The sequence below is a fragment of the Georgenia sp. Z1491 genome (assembly GCF_057652395.1).
In genome coordinates this window covers 2056289-2078070 of record NZ_CM172729.1, presented here as the reverse complement: position 1 = coordinate 2078070, position 21782 = coordinate 2056289, and the positions used below count along the sequence as shown (strand labels likewise).

The window sequence follows — 21782 nt, the reverse complement described above, 5'->3', positions numbered from 1 at the left end:
CTCCGCGACCGGGCAGACTGGACCCGGACGAGTCGACGACCCCGGAGGATGCACGTGACCACGCACCACGAGGCCAACGACACGTCGGCCACCGACCACCCGGCCACCGATCGCTCGGCCGTCGAGGCCACCACGAGGGCCGCGGCCGCCGCGCACCTGCCCGGTCCCGGCAGGCGTACCCCGGTGAGTACGTACCGTCTGCAGCTCGGTCCGGACCTCACGTTCGACGACGTCGGCAGACAGCTCGACCACCTGTCGAACCTCGGCGTCACGGACGTCTACCTCTCCCCCGTGCTCACCGCGGCGCCGGGCTCGACGCACGGGTACGACGTCGTCGACCACACGACGATCTCCGCCACGCTCGGGGGCCGTGACGGCCTCGAGCGGCTGGCCCGCGCCGCGCACGAGCTGGACATGGGCGTCGTCGTCGACCTCGTGCCCAACCACATGGCCGTGCCGACACCCGCCTGGCACAACCGCGCCCTGTGGTCGGTCCTCGCGCTCGGCCCCGACTCGCCCTACGCCTCGTGGTTCGACGTCGACCTGTCCGAGGGAGGTGGCGGCGTGCTCATGCCGGTCCTCGGCCGCCGCATCGGCGCCGCGCTCGCGGACGGCGAGATCGAGCTGACCACTGCCGTGGTGCCCGGCGAGGAGGACGCCGGCGAGCAGCACGTCCTCACCTACTACGACCACGTCCTGCCGGTGCGGGCCGGGACCGAGCAGCTCCCGCTCGCGGACCTGCTCGACCGCCAGTTCTACCGCCTGGCCTACTGGAAGGTCGCCGACGAGGAGCTCAACTACCGGCGGTTCTTCGACGTCGGCTCCCTCGCGGCGATCCGGGTGGAGGACGAGGCCGTCTTCGACGCCACGCACGGCCTGCTGCTCACGCTCCTCCACGACGGCGTCATCGACGCGCTCCGGGTCGACCACCCCGACGGCCTGGCCGACCCGCGCGGATACTTCCGGCGCCTCCACGAGGCCACCGGGGGCGCCTGGGTGGTCGCCGAGAAGATCCTCGAGGACGACGAGGACCTGCCCGGTGACTGGCAGGTCGCCGGCACCACGGGCTACGACGCCGCCTGGCGGCTGCACGGCATCCAGGTGGACCCGGCCGGTCTGCCGACCACCGGTGCGCTCATGCAGCAGATCGCCGGCGACGCGCCCGGCGACTACGAGTCGGTCCGGGACGCGGCCAAGCGGCAGATCGTCGAGGGCTCCCTCTACGCCGAGGTGCACCGCCTCGCCACCCTGCTGTCCGACGTGTGCGACGACGACGTCCGGCTCCGCGACCACTCGTTCCGGCCGCTGCTGGAGTGCGTGCGCGAGCTCGTGATCGCGGTGCACCGCTACCGTGCCTACGTCGTGCCGGGCGAGCCCGCGCCGCCGGAGTCGGAGGCGTTCGTCGAGGATGCCGCCGCCACCGCCCGGACCCGGCTGGACGCCGACCGGCACGAGACCCTCGACGTCGTCGTCGACCTGGTGCTGGGCCGCGAGGTGGGCTCCGCGGGGCGGACCCGCGAGGCCCGCCGGGACGAGATCATCGTGCGGTTCCAGCAGGTCTGCGGTGCCGTGACCGCCAAGGGCGTCGAGGACACGACCTTCTACCGGTGGACCCACCTGCTCTCGCTCAACGAGGTGGGCGGCGCACCCCAGCGCGGCTCGCTCTCGGTCGACGAGCTGCACGCCTGGGCCGGGCGCACACAGACGTTCTGGCCGGCGACGATGACCAACGGATCGACGCACGACACCAAGCGCAGCGAGGACGTCCGGGCACGCATCGGAGTGATCTCCGAGCACGCCGCGGCGTGGCGCTCCCTGGTCGCCGACCTGCGCGAGCTCACGGCCGAACGCCGCCCCGCCGACCTCGATGGGCGCACCGAGAACCTCGTCTGGCAGACGCTGGCCGGGACCTGGGGCCCCGACGGCCCGATCGAGGCCGTCCGCCTGACCGACTACCTGCTCAAGGCGGTCCGCGAGCAGAAGACCTGGACCACCTGGACCGACCAGGACGCCGCGGGCGAGGAGGAGCTCACGGCCTGGGTCGCCGCCATGACGGCCGAGCCGGCCGTGCGCGAACGGTTCGCCGGCTGGGTCGCGGACACCGCGCACTCGCTGCGCACCTCGGTGCTCGGGACCAAGGCGCTCCAGCTCACGCTCGTCGGGGTGGCCGACGTCTACCAGGGCACCGAGCTCCTCACCGACTCGCTGGTCGATCCCGACAACCGTCGCCCCGTCGACCACGGCGCGATCGCGGCCACCCTCGCCGAGCTCGACGCCGGCCGCACCCCGGGCGACCTGGGCGAGGAGAAGCTCGCCCTGACGGCCGCCGTGCTGCGCCTGCGCAGGCGCGTGCCGAACGCGTTCGTCGGCGAACGGTCCGGGTACGCGCCGCTGCCCACGACGACCCAGCACGCCGTGGCCCTCACCCGCACGATGGACGGCGAGCCCCGGGCCGTCACCGTCGCCACGCGCCTGGCCGAGGGGCTGCGTGCGCTCGGGGGGTTCCACGAGCACACCGTCGTCCTCCCGCCCGGCACCTGGACCGACGTCCTCACCGGCACCCGCCACGAGGGAGGCGCGACCCTGCTCGCCGAGCTCCTCGCCCACCGTCCCGTCGCCGTCCTGGAGGCCTCCGCATGATCCCCGACCCGCAGGACGCCCGGCCGCGGCACCCTCGCCCGCCGCTCGGCGACCGCGACGCGGAGACCGACGCCCTCGTGCGCCACCCGCTCGTCCCGGCCGTGTGGTCGCCCGACGCGAGCAGCATCGACGCCGTCGTCACCGCGGTCGGACCGGCCGACGGGGAGCAGCAGGCCGCGGCCCCCGCGGTCGGCCGCCACCGACTGGTCCGGCGGTCGGGCGGCTGGTGGACGGCCGACGCCCCCTGGCCCTCCGGCACGGAGTACCTCTTCTCCCGCGACGGCGGCGACCCGGTGCCGGACCCCCGCTCCGCCCACCAGCCCGACGGCGTCCACGGGCCCTCGCGGCTCCACGACCCCTCCACCTTCGACTGGACGGACATGGGCTTCGCCGGGGTCGCGCTCCCGGGATCGGTGATCTACGAGCTGCACGTCGGCACGTTCACCGCCGAGGGCACGCTCGACGCCGCGATCACCCACCTCGGAGGGCTGGCAGAGCTGGGGGTGACGATGATCGAGCTCATGCCGCTCGCCGCCTTCCCCGGCGTCCGGGGCTGGGGGTACGACGGCGTGGGCCTCTACGCGGTCCAGGACTCCTACGGCGGGCCGGCGGCGCTGCAGCGCTTCGTCGACGCGGCGCACTCCCACGGCCTGGGGGTGTGCCTCGACGTCGTCTACAACCACCTCGGTCCCGACGGCAACTACCTCGGCGTCTTCGCCGACTACGTCACCGAACGCCACCAGACCCCGTGGGGGTCGGGTCCGGACCTCGACGGCGAAAGGTCCGCCGAGGTGCGCGCGTTCTTCCTGGAGAACGCCCTGCGCTGGCTGTCGGACTTCCACGTCGACGCCCTGCGGCTCGACGCGGTGCACGCGATCGAGGACACCTCCGAGCCGCACCTGTTGGCCGAGCTCGCCGACCGGGTGCACGCGCTCGGCGAGAGCCTGGGGCTGCCGCGCACGCTGGTCGCGGAGTCGGACCTCAACGACCACGCGATGGTCACCCCGACGGCCGAGGGCGGCCTCGGTATGGACGCCCAGTGGGTCGACGACGTCCACCACGCCCTGCACGCGTGGCTCACCGGTGAGGGGGAGGGCTACTACGTCGACTTCGGCGCCGGGAGCACGCTCGCGCACGCGCTCACGCGCGTGTTCGTGCACGACGGCGGATGGTCCACCTTCCGCGGGCAGGACTGGGGACGGCCGGTCGACGACGACGTGGACGGCCACCGGTTCGTCGTCTTCGGCCAGAACCACGACCAGGTCGGCAACCGCGCCGTCGGGGACCGCCCGAGCGTCGTGCTCGACGACGCGCAGCTCGCGGTCTCCGCCGCGATCGTCCTGCTGTCCCCCTACACGCCGATGCTGTTCATGGGCGAGGAGTGGGGCGCACGCACGCCCTTCCAGTTCTTCACCGACCACATCGACCCCGACCTCGGCCGCGCCGTCACCGAGGGCCGTCGCGCGGAGTTCGCCCGCCACGGCTGGGGCGCGGACGGCGAGCAGCCCGAGGTCCCGGACCCCCAGGACCCCGCCACGCGCGAAGCCTCGGTCCTCGACCGGGACGAGGCGACGACGGAGCGCGGCCACCGCATCCGGGCGTTCTACGCCGCCGCGCTCGCGCTGCGGCGCGCGGAGCCGGACCTCGCGAGCGGGGACCGCTCGGCGACGGCGGTCGCGGTCGACGACGAGGCCGGCTGGCTGCGCATGTCGCGCGGCGGCATCGACGTCGTCGCCGTGACACGTGCGACGCCGGACGCGCCGACGACCGTTCCCCTCGCCGGCGCCGACGCGATCGGCGACCGGCCCGGCGCGGCCCCGTCCGAGCCCGGCGCGACCGTGGACGGCCCCGAGGTGCTGCTCGCCTGGGACCCGGCCACGACCAGCACCACCGCCGGGGCGGTCACGCTCGACGGGCCGGGCGTCGTCGTCGTGCGACGAACGGGCGCCTAGTAGTAGACCGCGAGGCGTCCGTCGGGGCCGTCGATGACGCGCACCGGGGTGTCGAACACCCGCGTGAGCACCTCGTCGGTCATGATCTCCTCCGACGTGCCGAAGTCGCAGACCATGCCGTCCTTCATCGCGCAGATGTGGTCGGCGTACTTGCCGGCGAAGTTGATGTCGTGCAGCACGATGACGACGGTCCGGCCCAGCTCGGTCGCGGCCCGGCGCAGGTGCTTCATCATCTGGACCGAGTGCTTCATGTCGAGGTTGTTGAGCGGCTCGTCCAGCAGCACGTACTCGGTGTCCTGCGCGAGCACCATGGCCACGTAGGCGCGCTGTCGCTGGCCGCCGGAGAGCTGGTCGAGGTAGCGGCCCTCGAGCTCGGAGAGGTGGAGGAAGTCGATCGCCTGGCTGATCAGCTCCTCGTCCCGCCTGGTCAGTCGCCCCTGCGAGTAGGGGAACCGTCCGAAGCCCACGAGCTGGCGCACCGTGAGCCGGGTGATGAAGTGGTTCTCCTGGCGCAGGACGGACACGATCTTCGCGAGGTCGCGGGACTTCGTGCTGGAGACGTCGTAGCCGGCGATCTCGATCGCGCCCGAGTCCATGCCGAGGAGCCGGCCCACCATCGTCAGCGTGGTCGACTTGCCGGCACCGTTGGGGCCGACGAGGGCCGTCACACCGCAGGCAGGGATCTCGATGGTGACGGGACCGATCGTCACCTCTGAGCTGTAGTCCTTGCGGACGGCGTCGAGCGTGATCACAGGCGCCCCTTCCTGAGGATGACGACGAGAAAGACGATGCCGCCGACGAACTCGATGAGGATCGAGACCACGCCGGCCGCCGAGAAGATGTTCCGCATGACGAAGTAGGCGCCGGACAGGACGACGAAGCCGGTGAGGCCGGCCATCGGCAGGGTGTACCGGTGGTCGTGCGTGCCGGAGAACTGGTAGGCGAGCGTCGCCACGAGGAAGCCGAGGAACGTCATCCGGCCGATCATCGCGGTGGAGACGGCCATGAGGATCGAGACGAGGAACAGCACCTTGATGATCTCGGCCCGGTGGTTGACCCCGAGTCCCATGCTGATGTCCCGGCCGAGGGCGACCACGTTGAGCCGACGGGCGCGCAGCAGGATGGCGCCCGTGGCGAGGACGCACAGCGGGATCGCGAGCGGGAGGTAGTCGGCGTCGGCGTTGGACACGGAGCCGAACAGGCGTGCGGTGAGGACGTCGAACTCGCTCGGCGTGAGCAGGCGCTGCATGAAGGTCGACACCGAGCCGAGCCCGGCGCCGATGATGATGCCGACGAGCAGCATGACCTGAAGGTTCGCGTACCTCCCGGACAGCAGCCATCCGTAGAGGAACAGCGCGAAGACCACCATGAGGGCGACCTGCAGCGCGAACTGGGGCACGCCCTGGACCGCGACGACCCCGGCGACGCCGAGGAAGTAGACCGCGGAGGTCTGGACCGCGACGTAGAGGGACTCGAAGCCCATGATCGACGGCGTGATGATCCGGTTGTTCGTCACCGTCTGGAAGGCGACGGTCGCGATCGCCTGGCACGTGGCCACCAGCGCCATGACGACGACGTCGGTGGCACGCATCCGCGCGATGATCCAGAACCGGTCGTCGGAGATCGGGACGGGGTTGTCGTAGGCGAGCAAACCGAAGCCGAAGCCGACCGACAGCAGGATCATGAGCGACAGCACGAGCCAGTAGCGCACCTGCTGGCGTCGCGTCTGGAAGGAGCCGGAGGTGCGCCGGGCGCTGCGGGGGCGCATCGGCGCCGTGATCTCGGGCGGGCCCGTCACGTCGTCCTCACCGGTGGTCGGCCCGGGGTCGTGGGCCGTCGTCGGGCTAGCCACGACGACGCTGCCGCAGGAGGAGGGCGATGAAGACGATCGAGCCGACGACCCCGAGCACCAGCGAGACCGGCACCTCGAACGGGGAGATGATCGTGCGACCGATGAGGTCGCAGACGGTGACGACGGCGATGCCGAGCAGGCACACCCACGGCAGGTTGCTGCGCAGGTCGTCGCCCCGGACCATCGAGACGATGTTGGGGACGATGAGCCCGAGGAAGGGCAGGTTCCCGACGACGACCGTCACCACCCCGGTGGCGATCGCGACGAGCGTGGTGCCCAGCAGGATGATCCGGTTGTAGTTGAGCCCGACGCTCGTCGAGATCTCCTCGCCGAGCCCGGCGACCGTGAACCGGTCGGCCACGAGGAACACGGCGACGCCGACGAGCGCGACGAGCCACAGCAGCTCGTACTGCCCACGCAGCACGGAGGTGAAGCTGCCGGCGAACCAGACACCGAGGTTCTGCAGCATGTCGGTCGTCAGCGCGACGAACGTGGAGACGGCGCCGATGACCGCGCCGAGCATGATGCCGACGATCGGGACGATGAGGGAGGTCTTGAGCGACACCCGGCGCAGGAACAGGAAGAAGATCATCGTGCCGACGAACGCGAAGATCACGGCCCCGGTCATCCGGCCGAGGATGCTCGCGCCCGGGAACAGGATCATCACCGTGAGGAGGCCCAGACCAGCCCACTCGGTGGTGCCCGTGGTCGTCGGCTCGACGAACCGGTTCTGCGTGAGGAGCTGCATGATGAGCCCGCACATGGCCATCGCGGCGCCGGCCAGCACGAGCGCGACCGTGCGCGGCACCCGGGTGATGGCGAACATGTCGACGTCCGTGGGGTTGTCGCCGAAGATGTCGTACTCGCCGGTCAGCAGGGACGCGACCAGCAGGAGCGCCACGACGGCGATGCCGACCGCGAGCCTGCGGTCGGCGAGCTTCCCCCTCGTGCGCGCTCGCGGCGCAGTGTCGGTCGTCGTCATGGTGTCTTTCGTCGAGGACGTCGTGGCTCGTGCCCCGCGCGGCCCGCGGGGCGAGGAGCGGCGGTGGGCCGGGTGGACGGGCCGGCCCACCGCCGCTGGTTCATCGCGGGATCAGGCAGCGCCCTCGAGGGCGTCCGCGAAGTCGTTGAGGAACTCCGTGTAGGTCTGGATGCCCTCGTTCGTGTAGGTGTCCTCGGGCATGTAGACGATCTGGTCCTCCTGGACGGCCGTGACGCCGGACAGCGCCTCGGAGCCGGTGAGGAGCTCCTGGGCCGGCGTGTAGCCCTCCTCGTCCGCCCCGACGGCAGCGTCGCGGTCCATGACGAGGATCCAGTCGGGGTTGGAGTCGGCGATGGCCTCGACCGAGATGTCGTCGCCCTGGTGGTCGTCGGACGCGTCGTCGATCTCGAGCGCCGGGGTCAGGCCGGCGATGTCGAAGACCGGGCCGAGCGTGCGGCCGACGGTCGGCGCGAGGTAGCCGATGTTGCCGCCAGAGGTGTTGACGGCCATGACCGTCTGCTCGGGGTCGTACGCGGCGGTGACCCGCTCGACGGCGGCCTCGAGCTCCTCGACCAGCGTCGCGGCCTCGTCCTGGTGGCCGAAGATCTCGCCGAGCTGGGTGACCTGCCGGGCGAGCTCGGCGTCGAACGGCTCGCCCTCGCGGGGGTCGAGGTCGGTGACGACGGCGTTCGGCGCGAGCTCGGCGAAGTCCTCGGCGTACTGGGTGAAGCGCTGGCCGTTGACGATGATGTCCGGGTCGGCGACGACCACGGCCTCCAGGTCCGGCTCGCGGTGGTTGCCGAGGTCGACGATCTCGTCCTGGTTGGGGAAGGTCACCGTCTCGGGCATGAGCGAGACGGCGGCGGCGGTGGGCTCGATGCCCCAGTCGGCCAGGGTCTCGAAGCTGCGGTTGTCGGTGACGACGATCGACTCCGGCGCGGAGTCGAGCGTGTGCGTACCGTTGTTGTCCTCGAACTCGACGGCGCCACCGGCGGCCGGGTCGTCGGAGCCTGCCTCGTCCGAGCCCGCCTCGTCGGAGCCGGTCTCCGACCCGTCGGAGCCGGCCTCGGGCTCCGTGTCGACGCCGCCCTCCTCCTCGGGGGCCTCCTCGCTCGTGCCGTCGTCCTCGGGCACCTCGCTCGACTCGTCGTCGGCGGACGAGCAGGCGGCGGTCGCGAGCAGTGCGAACGCGGCGGACCCGCCGATCAGGGTGCAGCGCAGGGTGTTCATGAGCTCTCCATCGGTCTAAGTGGTACGGGCCTCGCGCAGTGAGGTAAGGCGACCCTAACCGATATATAGCCAACGCGGAGGTGCCGAAAATCAGAAACAGGTGGAGAGATTGGTGAGTTGACTCTCACCCGACGAGTGTCGTCCACAGGGTCGACGGGACCGACCCAGAGGATCAGGCGTCAGCGGCGGCGTCTGCGTCGGACGTCGATCGGTGGAGCGCCGAGCGCACCGACGCCAGCGCGGCGACGGCGCGCCGCTTTCCGGCCAGTGCGGCCACGAGCGCCCGGTAGAGGGCGGGCCGCAGCGGGACGTCCCACGCTCCCGGCACCTCGGTGACGTCGTCGGAGAACTTGGTCTTGAAGTCCCGCACGCCGGTGAGGCGCGGTGCGCGCGGGGAGTCGATGCCCATGAGGTCGAAGGTGCGCACCCCCTCGGCCTGCAGGGTGGCCGCCATGTGCCAGACGAGCAGGTCGGGCGCGCCCGCCCGGCGGCCCGCGTGGCTCGATGCCGCGTAGTAGTACGTGGCCAGCCCCTCGCCGACCGTGACGATCCCCCAGCACAGGGGCTGCCCCTCGCGGTCGCGCACGACGAACAGCCGGGCGTGCTCCGGGCCGAGCGAGTCGAGCATGGTCGTGTACTGGCTCGAGACCGCGATGCCGAAGCCGTCGCGCTCGGCGGTCTCCTCCAGGAGCGCGTAGAGCTCGGCGAACCCGGCGGCGTCGATCCCGGTCTCCTCGCCGGGGACCAGGTCCTCGTTGCGGCCGGCCTTGCGCACGTCGCGCCGGCCCCGCTTCTTCATGCCGGCCAGGAGCGTCTCGGCGTCGCCGGTGCCCGCGAGGTCGAGGACGACGGTCCGGTCGTAGGTCACGGACTGCAGCAGCTCGAACAGGTCGTCCGCCGGGTGGCGGGCGTGCAGCCGGACGAACGCCGCCCGCGGCTCGGCGGCGCGGAGCGACCGGGTGAGCGCCCGGCGCAGCGCGTGCTCCGCCTCGGGGGTGTCGGCGGTGAGCCAGACGGGTCCGTGCCGGGCCCACAGGTAGGTGAAGCCGCGCCCACGCAGACGGGACAGCGCGAGGACGGCCTGCGGTTCGCCGTCGAGCAGCCAGGCCAGCCGGCCGGCGGGCTCACGCCCCGGCATCGCCGCGTCGTACGCGTCCCACGCCTCGGACTGCTCGACGGGGAGCTCGCGGCCGGCCGCGGCGACCGCCTCCTCCAGCGCGCCGGGGGTCAGCGGGACGATCTGCGAGCGGGGCACGGCACCTCCGGGTGCGTCGGGGAGCGGTGGGCGGCTCACGGGCGCCGGACACCGCACACCATACGCGTCGGCGATAGCCTGGCCCTGCCCGACGACCCGCGGGCGCCCATCCACCGGAGGTCACGTGACGCTTCAGCTCCGCCCCTGCGACGACGTCGAGTACCGGCGGCTCACCGCCGACGCCGCGATGCCCGTGGAGCAGACCATCGAGTGGGACGACTACGACGCCACCGTGGCCGGCCGCACCCCGTGGGGCCGGCTCGCGGCCTGGGAGGGGCGCGAGGCCGTCGCCGTCGTCTCGTTGTCGAAGGTCTCGGTCGGCGCCGGCGTCTCGTGGCTGTGGGCGAAGTTCGGGCCCGTCTGGCTCGACGAGCCGACCCCCGAGCGGGAGCGAGCGCTGCGCGACCAGCTGGCGGCGTCGCTCAGGCGCGTGGACCCGGGGGTGGCGTTCGTCCGGCTGCACGCCCGCTACGACGACGTCGACCTGGTCCCCGTCATGCAGGGCATCACGTTCGACTCGACGGTCGTCGTCGACCTCACCGGGACGGCCGAGGACGTTCTGGCGCGGATGAAGAAGCGCGGCCGGCGCGACGTGCGCAGGGCGGAGCGCGAGGAGGGCCTTACCGTCACGGAGGACACCGGGCTGGACCGGGCGGCGTTCGACGAGCTGTACGCGCTGTTCGAGGAGACCGGCGAGCGCGCGGCGTTCGGCGTGCACCCCGCCGACCGGTACCACGAGATGATGCGCCTCGTCGGGCCGGAGATCATGCGGCTGTTCGTCGTGCGCGACGCCGGCCGACCCGTCGCGTGGGCACAGGTCAACGTCATCGGAGCGCACGCGACGTACTCGATCGGCGCGTCGGGCGAGTCGGCCCGGCACTCCGGCGCGCCCGACCTGCTCCAGTGGGAGATCATGCAGCGGCTCCAGGCCGAGGGGGTGCGCACCTACGACCTCGGCGGCGTCGGCTCGGCGGAGTTCGACTCGCTCGCCGGGCTCACCATGTTCAAGACGAAGTTCCACCCCGACGTCGTCCCGGCCGCCGCCGCACGCGACCTCCCGGTGCGTCCCGGCGTGTACCGCACGCTCGTCGCCGGCCGGCACCTCAAGCAGGCGGCCCGACGGCGGCTGGCCGGGCTGCGCCGCCGCTGACCCCCGTCCCCGCGAATGAGCGGACTTCTGCCCGCCGCACGTGCGCAGCCGGCCTAGAACCCCGTGGCCGTGGGCCGCGGGTAGTGGGCCGCGAGCGCGCGGAGCTGGTTGAGGCCCGCCTGGCGGGCGTAGAGCGACCGGCGCAGGTTGCGGTCCCTGCGGTAGAGCAGCGGGTTGACCGCCCGGCGCCTCGCGAGCACACCCAGCACCTCGCGCAGGAGCCGCCGGTCGCGCACGTAGCGCGGCAGCACGACGGTCGGCACGAACGCCATGACGCCGCGGCGGGACGCCACGCGCTCCGGCAGCGCACGGCCCTCGACCCGGTCGGCCACGAGGGCCTCCATGAGGTTGAGCCCGCCCACGTTGACGTAGTAGCCGCCCCGTCCGGCACGCGGGTTGACGTCGAGCAGCACCCGCCGGCCGTCCCGCGGGTCGATCTTCACGTCGATGCTGAACAGGCCCGTCAGGCCGAGGGCACCGATCACCCGGCGGGCGTCCTCGAGCAGGTCGGGGTGCTCCCGGACGTAGATGATCCCCGCGTTGCCGATGAAGCCCGGCTGGTGGAGCCCCAGCAGGACCTGCCCGGTGGCGGCCATCGTCATCCGCCCCGAGGAGTCGACGTAGCCGTTGACGACCCACGTCGTCGTGTCGTCCCCGGGGACCAGCTCCTGGGCGAGGAACGTGCCGGTGAACCCGGCGCCCCGCACGAGGCGCAGGACGTCCATCGCCTCTGCCCGGTCGGCCACCGGGTAGGCCTTCTTCCGGCCCTCGAAGAACAGGTTGGCGTACGTGGTCCCGCCGTCGGCGGGCTTGAGGATCGCCGGCAGCGGGACCTCCTTCAGCGCGGCCGCCCAGGCGTCCTCGTCGTCGGTGAGCGACACCTCCGTACCCCGGGGCGTCGGGACGCCGACCGACCGCGCGACCTGCTCGAGGTTCGCCTTGTCCGACGCAGCGCGCACGAGCTCGGCGGGCGCGAGCCCCACGAGGTAGTTCTTCTCGAGGCGCTCGCGGTGGGTGAGCATCATGTCGACGTCCTGGTCCATCGTCGGCATGAGGAGGTGGCGTCGGTCGGGGTGGGCGGCGGCGTGCTCCTCGAGGCGGTCGAGGACGAGCCCGGTGTCGAGCGTCCCTCCCCTGCCCAGGTAGAGCTGGTCGAGGATCGCGCTGTGGTCCACGGGTCCGCGCGGCTGGTTGAGCACGATCGTCGAGCGGACCGAGAAGGCCTCGTGGAAGGCGCGGGCGACCGAGTAGGTGCCGAGGTCGGATCCGAGGACGACGGGGCGCAGGTCCGGGTGGCTCACCGAAGGAACTGTGCCACGCCCGGCGCGCCGCCGACCACGTCCGCGGCGCGCGCCTAGCCTGTCGGGGTGAGCAGCACGGGCCGGGACATCCCCGCGGACTTCGAGCGTGCGCTGCTCTCGCTGCGCGAGCCCCGGCTGCGGCGGGAGGTGCACCTCGAGGAGGTGCCCCCGCCCGCCCGCCTGGCGCCCTTCACCGCCGCGCTCACCGCGGAGATCACCCACTCCCCCGGCGACCTCGACCCCGACGCCTTCCTCGGGCACGGACGGTTCGTCGTCCTGCACGACCCGGACGGGCAGGACGCCTGGGGCGGGACGTTCCGAGTGGTCGTCCTCGCCCGCGCCCGGCTCGAGGAGGAGATGGGGGCCGACGCGCTGCTCGGCGAGGTCGCCTGGTCCTGGCTGTGCGAGTCCCTCGTCACCCAGGGCGCCGGGTTCCGCCACCTGTCCGGCAGCGTCACCCGCGTCCTTTCGGAGTCCTTCGGCGGCCTGGAGCTCGCGGGAGGCGACGTCGAGATCGAGGTCCGGGCGTCGTGGACGCCCAACACTCCCGAGCTCGGTCCGCACCTGGCGGCCTGGGCCGACCTCGCGTGCACCGTGGCCGGTCTGGAGCCGGTGCCGTCGACGGTCACCTCTCTGGCGAGGCGCCGATGACCGCCGACGAGCAGGCCGCCGCACCGGAGCAGGTCGACGCCGAACAGGACGGCGCGTCCGCGCCCGAGCCGCTCACCGAGCCCTCCGGCGGCACTCCCCCGGTGGTCGACACGCCCGAGGCCCTGGCGGCCGCCGTCGAGGAGGTCTCCCGTACGGGCGGCGTCCTCGCCGTCGACGCCGAACGGGCGTCCGGCTTCCGGTACGGCCAGCGGGCGTTCCTCGTCCAGCTGCGGCGCTCCGACGGCGAGATCCACCTCGTCGACCCCGTCGCGCTTCCCGACCTCGCCACGCTCGCCGAGGTGGTCAACCCGCTGGAGTGGGTCCTGCACGCCGCCGACCAGGACCTCCCCTGCCTGCGCGAGCTCGGGCTCACGCCCGCCTCGCTCTTCGACACGGAGATCGCCGCCCGGCTCCTCGGTCGCGCCCGGGTCGGCCTGGCCGCCGTCGTCGCCGACGAGCTCGGCTACGCGCTCGCCAAGGAGCACTCGGCGGCCGACTGGTCGACCCGTCCGGTCCCCGAGGACTGGCGGCGCTACGCGGCCCTCGACGTCGAGCTCCTCGCTGCGGTGCGGGAGGCCCAGCTGGTCGCACTGGCCCGCACGGGCAGGCTCGCCTGGGCCCTGCAGGAGTTCGAGCACGAGCGGCTCGCCCCTCCCCCGGCGCCCAAGGTGGACCCGTGGCGCCGGACCTCGGGCCTGCAGGAGGTCCGGCGCCCGCGCGGGCTGGCCGTGGCGCGCGCGGTGTGGGAGGCCCGCGAGCGGCTCGCGAAGGACATCGACCGCGCTCCCGGGCGGGTCCTGCCCGCCGCGGCGATCGTCGCCGCCGCCCGTGAGCTGCCGGAGAGCCGACACGCGCTCACGTCGCTGCCGGAGTTCTCCGGCAAGGGGACGAGGCGCCGCGCGGACTACTGGTGGGCCGCCGTCGAGGAGGGTCTCGCCGCGCCCGAGGACGCGCTGCCGGGCCGGCGCCCGCCGCGGGACCCGGACGCCCTGCCGCAGCCGCGCTCCTGGGGGGACGCCCGGCCGGACGCCGCCGTCCGGCTCGACGCCGTGCGCACCGCGCTGCGGGCCCGCGCCGACGAGATCGGCATCCCCCAGGAGAACCTGCTCGCGCCGGCGATCCAGCGTCGCGTCTCGTGGGACGGGGTCGAGCCCGCCGAGCTGGACGACGCCCTGCGCGCGCACGGCGCACGGCCGTGGCAGATCGAGCAGGCCGGCGCGGTCCTGGCGAGCGCCCTCGCCGACGCCGCGCGCTGAGCGCAGGCGGCCCGCCGAGCGCAGGCGGCCCGCCGAGCGCAGCGCGCCGGTCCGACGGGTGTCACGTCCGAGCAGGAACCCGGTACCGTGAGTCTCACCTACCTACCCCCGCGGAGGCTCCACGTGCAGCACACCGAGTCGGCCGAGCGCGCGCTCGCCGTCACCCGTTCCGACCGAACCCACGAGCTCGGCACCGTTGCCGTCCTCACGATCGCCGCCCCCGACCCGGCGCGCCCGACGACGATCGGCGACCTGGGTCTCGCGCGGCTCACCGAGGCGGTCCGGGAGGTCGACGCCGACGGGCGGGCGGGCGCGGTCGACGCCGTCGTGCTCACCGGGACCGACCGGAGCTTCATCGCGGGCGCGGACCTCGACCTGCTCGAGTCCGCCGACACGCCCGAGCAGCTCGCACCGATCGCCACGGCCGGGCACACCCTGGCCACCGCGATCCGGGAGCTGTCGGTGCCCTCGCTCGCGCACCTCACCGGAGTCACCCTCGGCGGTGGGTACGAGGTCGCGCTCGCGTGCGGGTACCGCGTCGCCGCGTGCTCCGTGCGTGCGATCGGCCTGCCCGAGACCTCGCTCGGCATCGTCCCCGGGTGGGGCGGGTGCACCCTCCTGCCCCGGCTCGTGGGGCCGGAGACGGCGCTGCGCGTCATCCTCGACCTGCCCGCGAAGGACGCCACGCTGGACGCGGCCGCGGCCCTCGAGCACGGGCTCGTCGACGCCGTCGTCGAGCCGGCGGGAGACCTCGGCCTGGCCGCCGCGATCGACCTCCTGGCCGCCGAGGTCGCCGCGGGCCGCGTGAGCGCGGCCCCCGGCGGTGGGCGGTCCGACGCCGACCTCAGCCGGACCACGGAGGCGCTGGGGCGTCGTCGCTCGGCGGTCGCGCGTGCGGCCTCCACCGGGAACCCCGCGCCGCAGCGCGCCTGGGAGCTCGTCGGCGGGGCCGCCACCCTCGACGTCGCGACGTCCTTCGCCGCCGAGGACGACGCCCTCGTCGAGCTCGCCACGGGTGAGGCCGGCCGGTCGTCGATGTACGCGGCCCGGCTCCTGCGCAAGGCTCGCTCGACGGCACGCGCGGAGGCGCGGGCGGCCCGCTCCGGGCGGGGCGGCTCGCGGCCCGTCACCCGCGCCGGCCTGGCCGGTGCGGGCCTCATGGCGGCCCAGCTCGCGCTGCTGCTCGCCTCCCGGCTGCAGGTGCCGGTCGTCATGCGGGACCTCGACGAGGCCCGGTGCGCCGCGGGACTCGCCGCCGTCGACGCCGCGCTCGCCAAGGAGGTCGACGCCGGGCGCACGACCGCCGAGGCGGCCGCCGACGTGCGCTCGCTCGTCTCGGCGACGACCGATCTCGACGACCTCGCCGGGTGCGACCTCGTGATCGAGGCGGTGACGGAGCGGCTCGACGTCAAGCGGGCGGTCCTCGCCGAGCTCGAGGGGGTCCTCGCCGACGACACGATCCTCGCCACGAACACCTCCGCGCTGTCCGTCACCGCGATGGGCGAGGCGCTCGCCCGCCCGGACCGGCTCGTCGGCCTGCACTTCTTCAACCCGGTCGGCCGGATGCCGCTCGTCGAGGTCGTGCGCACGCCGGCCACCGACGACACGACGCACGCGACGGCCCGAGCGGTGGCGGCCGCCGCGGGGAAGATCGCCGTCGACGTCCGGGACGCCCCGGGGTTCGTCGTCAACCGGCTCCTGCTGCGCCTGCTCGCGGAGCTCCTCGGGGCCGTCGAGGACGGCACGCCGCCGGCCGTCGCCGACCGTGCGCTGGATCCGATGGGCCTGCCGATGCGGCCGTTCGCGCTGCTCGACCTCGTCGGTGCCGCCGTCGCCGAGCACGCCATCGAGGCGCTGCGCGCGGGCCTCGGCGACCGGTACCCCGCCTCGGCCGGCCTGCGCTCCCTGGTCGTCGACGGCGCCCGCGCCATGACGCCCGACGGGCGCCTGGCCGAGGACCTCGCGGCCCGGTTCGGGCACGGCAGCGCCGCCGACCCGGGTGCCGACGCGGACGGCGACCCCGCGGCGGTCACCGAGTCCGGGGTGCTCGACCGCGTGGTCGCCGCGCTCGGCGAGGAGACCCGGCTGCTGCTGGCCGAGGGCGTCGTCGCCTCCGAGGACGACGTCAACCTCGCGATGATCCTCGGCGCCGGCTTCCCGCGGCACCGCGGGGGTCTGACGCCCTACCTGCGCGGCGCCGGCGAGCTGCGGTAGGCCGAGCCGCGGTAGGTCGAGCCGCGGCGGGCCGCCACGTGCTCGGCGACCGATCGCGCGACGTCCTGGGCCCGTAGGCCGGCGGACTCGACGATCTGCGTGCGGGAGGCGTGCTCGAGGAACTCGGTCGGCAGCCCGTGGCTGCGCACCGGCACCTCGACCTCCGCGCGTGCCAGGGCGTCCCGCACGGCGGAGCCCACACCGCCGTCGGCGAGCCCGTCCTCGATCGTCACCACGAGCTCTGCCGACGCGGCCGCGCGCACGAGGGCGGGCGGCACGGGCAGCACCCACCGGGGGTCGACGACCCGCGCACCGATCCCCTGCGCGTCCAGCGCGCGGGCGACCTCGACGGCGACGCCCGCCATCGAGCCGACGCCGACGACGAGCACCTGGGTCTTCTCCCCCAGCTCGGCCAGCACGTCGAGCCCGTCCTCGACCCGGACCGCGTTGAGGGGGTCGGCGACGCTCCCCTTGGGGTAGCGCACCACCGTCGGCGCGTCGTCGACGTCGACCGCCTCACGCAGGGCGCGACGCAGCGTCGCCTCGTCGCGCGGGGCCGCCAGGCGCAGGCGCGGGACCGTGCTCAGCAGGGCGAGGTCCCACATCCCGTTGTGCGAGGCGCCGTCGTCGCCGGTGATTCCGGCGCGGTCGAGCATGATCGTCACGCCCGCCCGGTGCAGCGCCGCGTCCATGAGCAGCTGGTCGTACGCGCGGCCCAGGAACGTCGCGTAGACCGCGACGACGGGATGCAGGCCGGCGTAGGCCATGCCCGCCGCCGACGTCAGCGCGTGCTGCTCGGCGATGCCGACGTCGACCACCCGCTCCGGCATCCGCTCCGCGAGCGGAGCGAGACCCACCGGTGCGAGCATCGCCGCCGTGAGGGCCACGACGTCCGCACGCTCTCGGGCCACCTTGACGATCTCGTCCGCGAACACGGCCGTGTAGCCGAAGCGCGACGGCGCGACGGGCAGCCCCGTCTCGGGGTGGATCTTGCCCACCGCGTGGAAGCGGTCGGCGATGTCCGACTCGGCGGGCTCGTAGCCCCGACCCTTCTCCGTCTGCACGTGCACGACGACGGGGCCGCCGAACTCCTTGGCGCGCGCGAGCGCAGCCTCGACCTCGTCGAGGTCGTGGCCGTCGACCGGGCCGAGGTACTTCAGGCCGAGCGCCCCGAACACGCCGGCGCTCGGTGCGACGACGTCCTTGACCCCAGCCTTCATCGCGTGCAGCGCGTCGTACGTCATGCGCCCCGGGACGCCCGCGCGCTGCAGGCTGCGGCGGCCCCACCCCAGGACCTTCTCGTAACCGGGCGCGGTGCGCAGCCCGTCCAGATGGCGGGCCATGCCGCCGATCGTGGGTGCGTAGGAACGGCCGTTGTCGTTGAGGACGACGACCAGGGGCCGGTCGGGACCGTCGGCGATGTTGTTGAGCGCCTCCCAGGCCATGCCGCCCGTCAGGGCGCCGTCGCCGATGACCGCGACCACCGGGGAGTCGTCGCCCGCCAGCAGGCGCCCCCGCGAGATCCCCTCCGCCCAGGACAGGGAGGTCGAGGCGTGCGAGTTCTCGACGACGTCGTGCGGGGACTCCGCGCGGGAGGGGTAGCCCGACAGGCCGTCGCTCGTGCGCAGCGCACGGAAGTCCTGGCGGCCCGTGAGCATCTTGTGCACGTACGACTGGTGCCCGGTGTCGAACACGATGGTCTCGCGGGGCGAGTCGAAGACCCGGTGCAGGGCGATCGTCAGCTCGACCACGCCGAGGTTGGGCCCGAGGTGCCCGCCCGTGCGGGAGACGTTGTCCACGAGGAACTCGCGGATCTCCTTGGCGAGCACGCCGAGCTCGGCGCGGTCGAGGCGCCTGAGGTCCGCGGGCTCGCGGATCGACTCCAGCAGACTCATCGCGCTCCTTGACGTATCGGTCGGGACCTTCGGGCCCGACCAACTCTAGGCGCGTCGCCGACACAGGTCGCGGTGATGCACCGCACCAGGCGCGTAGCCTGGGCCGATGAGCGCCGACGAGGTCGTCCCGCACGTCCGTCCCCACGGGACCTGGCCGTGGCCGGTCCCGGTCCACCGGCTCGCCGGCGGCACGCGGGTGGGCGAGCCCCGCCTCGACGACCGGGGCGCCTGGTGGACGGAGCAGCGACCCGCCGACGGCGGACGGACGACCCTCGTCCACCGCGGCCTCGACGGTGAGGTCTCCTCCCGCGCCGTCATCCGGCCCGACGGGACCACGCCCGACGTCGCCTCCGACGTCCACGGCTACGGCGGGCTCGCCTACGCGGTCGGCGGCGGCGTCGTCGTCGTGTCGGACCGGGGCGACTCCCGGCTGCACGGCGTCGTCGACGGGCACGTGCTCGAGCCCCTGACCCCCGACGACGGTTCCGCGTGGGGCGACCTCGAGCTCGACCTCGCGCGCGAGCGGGTGATCGCCGTCCGGTCGGCACCCGGCGAGGACGGCGGACGGCACCGGGCGCAGATCGTCGGCGTCCCGATCGACGGCTCGGCGAGCGACGACGCGGACCTGCTCGAGGTCCTGCTCGACGGCCGCGACTTCGTCACCTCGCCGCGCCTGTCCCCCGCCGGCGACGCCCTCGCCTACGTCGCCTGGGACCACCCGGAGATGCCGTGGACCGGCGGCGAGGTGTGGGTCGCCACGCTCGACGACGACGGCCGGCCCGGCGCGGCCGCGCGGGTCGCGGGCGGCGACGGTGTCGCGGCCTCGCAGCCGGTGTGGACGTCTTCCGGCGACCTGGTCCACGCCGACGACTCCTCGGGCTGGCAGAACCTCTACCGGACCGAGGCGCCCACGTCGCAGGAACGCCGCCTGCGGGACCTGCACCCCGTGGACTCCGAGTTCGCACCGCCCCAGTGGGGCCTGGGCCCCCGCACGATCACCGAGCTCGACGACGAGCACGTGCTGTGCACGTGGGTCACCGACGACCGCTGGCACCTGGGCACCGTGCGGCTCGCCAACGGGGAGGCCGAGGAGTGGGTGACGGGGCTGGAGGCCGTGGGGCCCGTCGCGGCCGGGTTCGGCCGGGTCCTCGCCGTCCTCGCGGGCGCCGACCGACCACCCGCGCTCTACGAGCTCACGCCCGGTACGGGCCGCTGGGAGCTCCTCGCCGGGGAGGCGACGGGCCCGCTCGCGCCGGGGGACGTCGCGCACGCCCGCTCGGTGGCCTGGACCGGGGACGACGGCGAGGAGGTCCACGGCTTCTACTACCCGCCGACCTCCGAGCGGTACGCCGGTCCGGCCGGCGAGCTGCCGCCTCTCGTCGTCGTCAACCACGGCGGCCCGACGGCGTCGACGACGGCGACCTGGTCGGGGTCGATCCAGTCCCTGACGACCCGGGGGTTCGCGGTCCTCGACGTCATCCACCGCGGGTCCACCGGGCGCGGACGGGCCTACGCGGACCGGCTGGACGGCCAGTGGGGCGTCGTCGACGTCGCCGACGTCGCCTCCGGGGCCCGGCACCTCGCCCAGAGCGGCCTCGTCGACGGCGAGCGGATGGCGGTGCGCGGTGCGTCTGCCGGCGGCTACACGACCCTGGCCGCGCTGGCGTTCACGGACGTGTTCAGCGCCGGCATCTCGCGCTACGGGATCGGTGACCTGCGCACGCTGGCCGAGGGCACCCACGACTTCGAGTCGCGCTACCTCGACCGCCTCGTCGGACCGCTGCCGGAGGCGGACGCCACGTACGAGGAGCGCTCCCCGGTCCGGCACGTCGACCGCATCACGGCGGCCGTGCTGCTCCTGCAGGGCTCCGAGGACCGGGTGGTGCCGCTCGACCAGGCGACCGGGGTCGCCGACGCGATGCGGGCCGCGGGCGGGGACGTCGAGCTCGTCGTGCTCGACGGCGAGGGGCACGGCTTCCGCTCCACCGAGGCGATCGTGCGCGCCGCGGAGGCCGAGGCCGCGTTCCTCGACCGCGTGTGGGGGCTGTCCGCGCGGGCCTAGGCCTCGCCGCGCGGGTCGCCGATCACGCCGTGCAGGAGGACCCAGCCGTCCTGGTCGACGATGCGCAGCGCGTAGGGCCGGTCGACGGTCATCTCCACCCGCTCCGGCGGCGGCTGGGCGGATCCGGTGCCGCCGATCTCGGTGACTGCGGCCGCGACCACACCCTCCTCGCCGACCTGGAGGCGGGCCTGCTGCACGGCCTGGTCCACCACGAGATCCTCCTCGAGGATGCCGCCGAGGTCCGGCGAGCCGCCGACGAGCTCGGCGGCCCCGAGCGTGCCGAGCAGGGGCATGAGGTCGAGGCTGGTCTCCACGTCGGCGCGCGGCAGGGCGAGCTCGACGATCGGCTGCTCGCCCTCGGCGAGCGCGTCGGACACGCTCGACCACTGCTCGGCGGTGACCTGCGTCGGGGCGGTCCCCTCGGCGGGCAGCAGGACCGCGAGGTCGAGACCGTCGAGCAGGTCGAAGGCGACAACCTGGTGGCCGTCGACCTCGGCATACGCCTGAGGTCGTTCCGCGTGCATCGTCGGCACCCGGACGACGTCGCCGCCCGGCAGCGTGAAGTCCTCCTCCGACGTCGAGGACTCCGAGAAGTTCGTCAGCCACGCGGAGGCCACGAGCAGCGCGTCCTGGACGACGAGCAGCGTGTCCTGGTCGGCATCGATGCCCGACTCCTCGACGAGTCCCGCGGTGTGGAGGTTCACCCAGTCGTCGAGGACCTGCTGGAGCTCGTCCTCGCCCGCGGTGACGACCTCCGTCCCGAGGCGCCCGGTCACGGTGTCGCTCCACGCCTGGTGGGGCTCGGTCCCCTCGGCGAGCACGACCTGGTTCGCGAGGTGGAGGATCGCGTGGTCGGGCAGCGGGTCGAGCTCGATCATGGCCGGGTCCTGGTCGAGGTCGGAGCGGGCGGCGCGCAGCGCCTGGATCGCCTCGAGCGTGGCGTCGACGTCGGCGCCGAGCAGGTCCTCGATCTCGCCGCGTGTGGCTCCGCCGGCACCGGCGCCGAGCATCGCGAGGGTCGTCGCCAGGCCCGCGGGTGAGACGACGAGCGTGTCCTGACCCGCCTCGGCCACGAGATCGGCGCCGAGGTCGGAGACGGCCCGCAGGTGGTCCTCGACGGCGCCCGCCAGGCCGAGCTCGACCGGCTCCGGCACCTCCGTGCCCTGGTCCTGCTCGCCACCGGGCGTGGTGGCCTCCTCTCCGGACGTGCAGGCGACGAGCACGAGGAGCGGGGCGAGGCCGAGCACGCCGAGCGTGCGGGGCAGGCGGGCGGGGCCGGGGCGGCGGGACATGTCCGCACCCTAGGGATCGCGGCCGTGTCGGCCGGACCGCTGACCCGGGT

At 74.0% G+C, this 21782-nt stretch carries 15 protein-coding genes; 7 read left to right on the top strand and 8 right to left on the bottom strand.

The window, feature by feature from the left end; all coding sequences use genetic code 11:
* The first annotated feature begins 54 nt into the window (after positions 1 to 54).
* Positions 55 to 2640, top strand: a complete 2586-nt coding sequence (gene treY, locus AC24HA_RS09635; protein ID WP_425708821.1) for a malto-oligosyltrehalose synthase — start codon at positions 55 to 57, stop codon at positions 2638 to 2640.
* Complete coding sequence (gene treZ, locus AC24HA_RS09630; protein ID WP_425708822.1) at positions 2637 to 4592, top strand: malto-oligosyltrehalose trehalohydrolase; 1956 nt, start codon at positions 2637 to 2639, stop codon at positions 4590 to 4592. Before treY ends, treZ begins: the two co-directional genes overlap by 4 nt.
* Here treZ and AC24HA_RS09625 read toward each other — a convergent pair.
* From AC24HA_RS09625 to AC24HA_RS09605, 5 genes are all read right to left on the bottom strand, one after another.
* Positions 4589 to 5344, bottom strand: a complete 756-nt coding sequence (locus AC24HA_RS09625) for an iron ABC transporter ATP-binding protein (RefSeq protein WP_425708823.1) — start codon at positions 5342 to 5344, stop codon at positions 4589 to 4591. The genes treZ and AC24HA_RS09625 overlap by 4 nt on opposite strands.
* A complete protein-coding gene (locus tag AC24HA_RS09620; RefSeq protein WP_463648783.1) occupies positions 5341 to 6360 on the bottom strand; it encodes an iron chelate uptake ABC transporter family permease subunit in 1020 nt (339 codons plus the stop codon). The genes AC24HA_RS09625 and AC24HA_RS09620 overlap by 4 nt, the downstream gene beginning before the upstream one ends.
* A gap of 76 nt (positions 6361 to 6436) precedes the next feature.
* Positions 6437 to 7426, bottom strand: a complete 990-nt coding sequence (locus AC24HA_RS09615) for an ABC transporter permease (protein ID WP_425708825.1) — start codon at positions 7424 to 7426, stop codon at positions 6437 to 6439.
* A 111-nt stretch (positions 7427 to 7537) separates the two neighbouring features.
* On the bottom strand, positions 7538 to 8656 hold the full coding sequence (locus tag AC24HA_RS09610; RefSeq protein ID WP_425708826.1) for a siderophore ABC transporter substrate-binding protein: 1119 nt from the start codon (positions 8654 to 8656) through the stop codon (positions 7538 to 7540).
* Positions 8657 to 8828: 172 nt separating this feature from the next.
* Entirely contained in the window at positions 8829 to 9911 is a 1083-nt protein-coding gene (locus AC24HA_RS09605) for a lipid II:glycine glycyltransferase FemX (protein ID WP_425708827.1), read from the bottom strand.
* Between the two features lie 124 nt (positions 9912 to 10035).
* Here AC24HA_RS09605 and AC24HA_RS09600 point away from each other — a divergent pair, with 124 nt between their 5' ends.
* Complete coding sequence (locus AC24HA_RS09600; RefSeq protein ID WP_425708828.1) at positions 10036 to 11061, top strand: lipid II:glycine glycyltransferase FemX; 1026 nt, start codon at positions 10036 to 10038, stop codon at positions 11059 to 11061.
* A 53-nt stretch (positions 11062 to 11114) separates the two neighbouring features.
* Here the strand turns inward: AC24HA_RS09600 and AC24HA_RS09595 are convergent, their stop codons facing one another.
* Positions 11115 to 12362: a carboxylate--amine ligase gene (locus AC24HA_RS09595; protein WP_425708829.1), complete on the bottom strand. Its 1248-nt coding sequence runs from the start codon at positions 12360 to 12362 to the stop codon at positions 11115 to 11117.
* A gap of 66 nt (positions 12363 to 12428) precedes the next feature.
* Here AC24HA_RS09595 and AC24HA_RS09590 point away from each other — a divergent pair, with 66 nt between their 5' ends.
* The 3 genes from AC24HA_RS09590 to AC24HA_RS09580 all read left to right on the top strand — a co-directional run bounded on the left by AC24HA_RS09590 (position 12429) and on the right by AC24HA_RS09580 (position 16483).
* Complete coding sequence (locus AC24HA_RS09590) at positions 12429 to 13013, top strand: DUF3000 domain-containing protein (RefSeq protein ID WP_425708830.1); 585 nt, start codon at positions 12429 to 12431, stop codon at positions 13011 to 13013.
* Positions 13010 to 14269 (top strand): HRDC domain-containing protein, encoded by a 1260-nt coding sequence (locus tag AC24HA_RS09585; protein WP_425708831.1) that lies wholly within the window; start codon positions 13010 to 13012, stop codon positions 14267 to 14269. Before AC24HA_RS09590 ends, AC24HA_RS09585 begins: the two co-directional genes overlap by 4 nt.
* A 123-nt stretch (positions 14270 to 14392) precedes the next feature.
* Positions 14393 to 16483: a 3-hydroxyacyl-CoA dehydrogenase NAD-binding domain-containing protein gene (locus tag AC24HA_RS09580; RefSeq protein WP_425708832.1), complete on the top strand. Its 2091-nt coding sequence runs from the start codon at positions 14393 to 14395 to the stop codon at positions 16481 to 16483.
* Here AC24HA_RS09580 and dxs read toward each other — a convergent pair.
* The gene (gene dxs, locus AC24HA_RS09575) at positions 16453 to 18378 is read right to left on the bottom strand and encodes a 1-deoxy-D-xylulose-5-phosphate synthase (protein WP_425708833.1); all 1926 of its coding nucleotides are present in this window, start codon (positions 18376 to 18378) and stop codon (positions 16453 to 16455) included. The two genes, AC24HA_RS09580 and dxs, sit on opposite strands and share 31 nt — an antisense overlap.
* Before the next feature lie 106 nt (positions 18379 to 18484).
* Between dxs and AC24HA_RS09570 the strand changes: the two genes are divergently transcribed.
* The gene (locus tag AC24HA_RS09570; protein WP_425708834.1) at positions 18485 to 20440 is read left to right on the top strand and encodes an alpha/beta hydrolase family protein; all 1956 of its coding nucleotides are present in this window, start codon (positions 18485 to 18487) and stop codon (positions 20438 to 20440) included.
* Here the strand turns inward: AC24HA_RS09570 and AC24HA_RS09565 are convergent.
* Entirely contained in the window at positions 20437 to 21732 is a 1296-nt protein-coding gene (locus tag AC24HA_RS09565) for a serpin family protein (RefSeq protein ID WP_425708835.1), read from the bottom strand. The two genes, AC24HA_RS09570 and AC24HA_RS09565, sit on opposite strands and share 4 nt — an antisense overlap.
* Between the last annotated feature and the right edge of the window lie 50 nt (positions 21733 to 21782).

What these genes read in the sequence shown, in the direction of transcription:
- dxs (WP_425708833.1), bottom strand. Translation starts at nt 18,378, where the DNA reads ATGAGTCTGCTGGAGTCGATCCGCGAGCCCGCGGACCTCAGGCGCCTC.
- treZ (WP_425708822.1), top strand. Translation starts at nt 2,637, where the DNA reads ATGATCCCCGACCCGCAGGACGCCCGGCCGCGGCACCCTCGCCCGCCG.
- AC24HA_RS09570 (WP_425708834.1), top strand. Translation starts at nt 18,485, where the DNA reads ATGAGCGCCGACGAGGTCGTCCCGCACGTCCGTCCCCACGGGACCTGG.
- AC24HA_RS09620 (WP_463648783.1), bottom strand. Translation starts at nt 6,360, where the DNA reads ATGCGCCCCCGCAGCGCCCGGCGCACCTCCGGCTCCTTCCAGACGCGA.
- AC24HA_RS09610 (WP_425708826.1), bottom strand. Translation starts at nt 8,656, where the DNA reads ATGAACACCCTGCGCTGCACCCTGATCGGCGGGTCCGCCGCGTTCGCA.
- AC24HA_RS09585 (WP_425708831.1), top strand. Translation starts at nt 13,010, where the DNA reads ATGACCGCCGACGAGCAGGCCGCCGCACCGGAGCAGGTCGACGCCGAA.
- AC24HA_RS09565 (WP_425708835.1), bottom strand. Translation starts at nt 21,732, where the DNA reads ATGTCCCGCCGCCCCGGCCCCGCCCGCCTGCCCCGCACGCTCGGCGTG.
- AC24HA_RS09615 (WP_425708825.1), bottom strand. Translation starts at nt 7,426, where the DNA reads ATGACGACGACCGACACTGCGCCGCGAGCGCGCACGAGGGGGAAGCTC.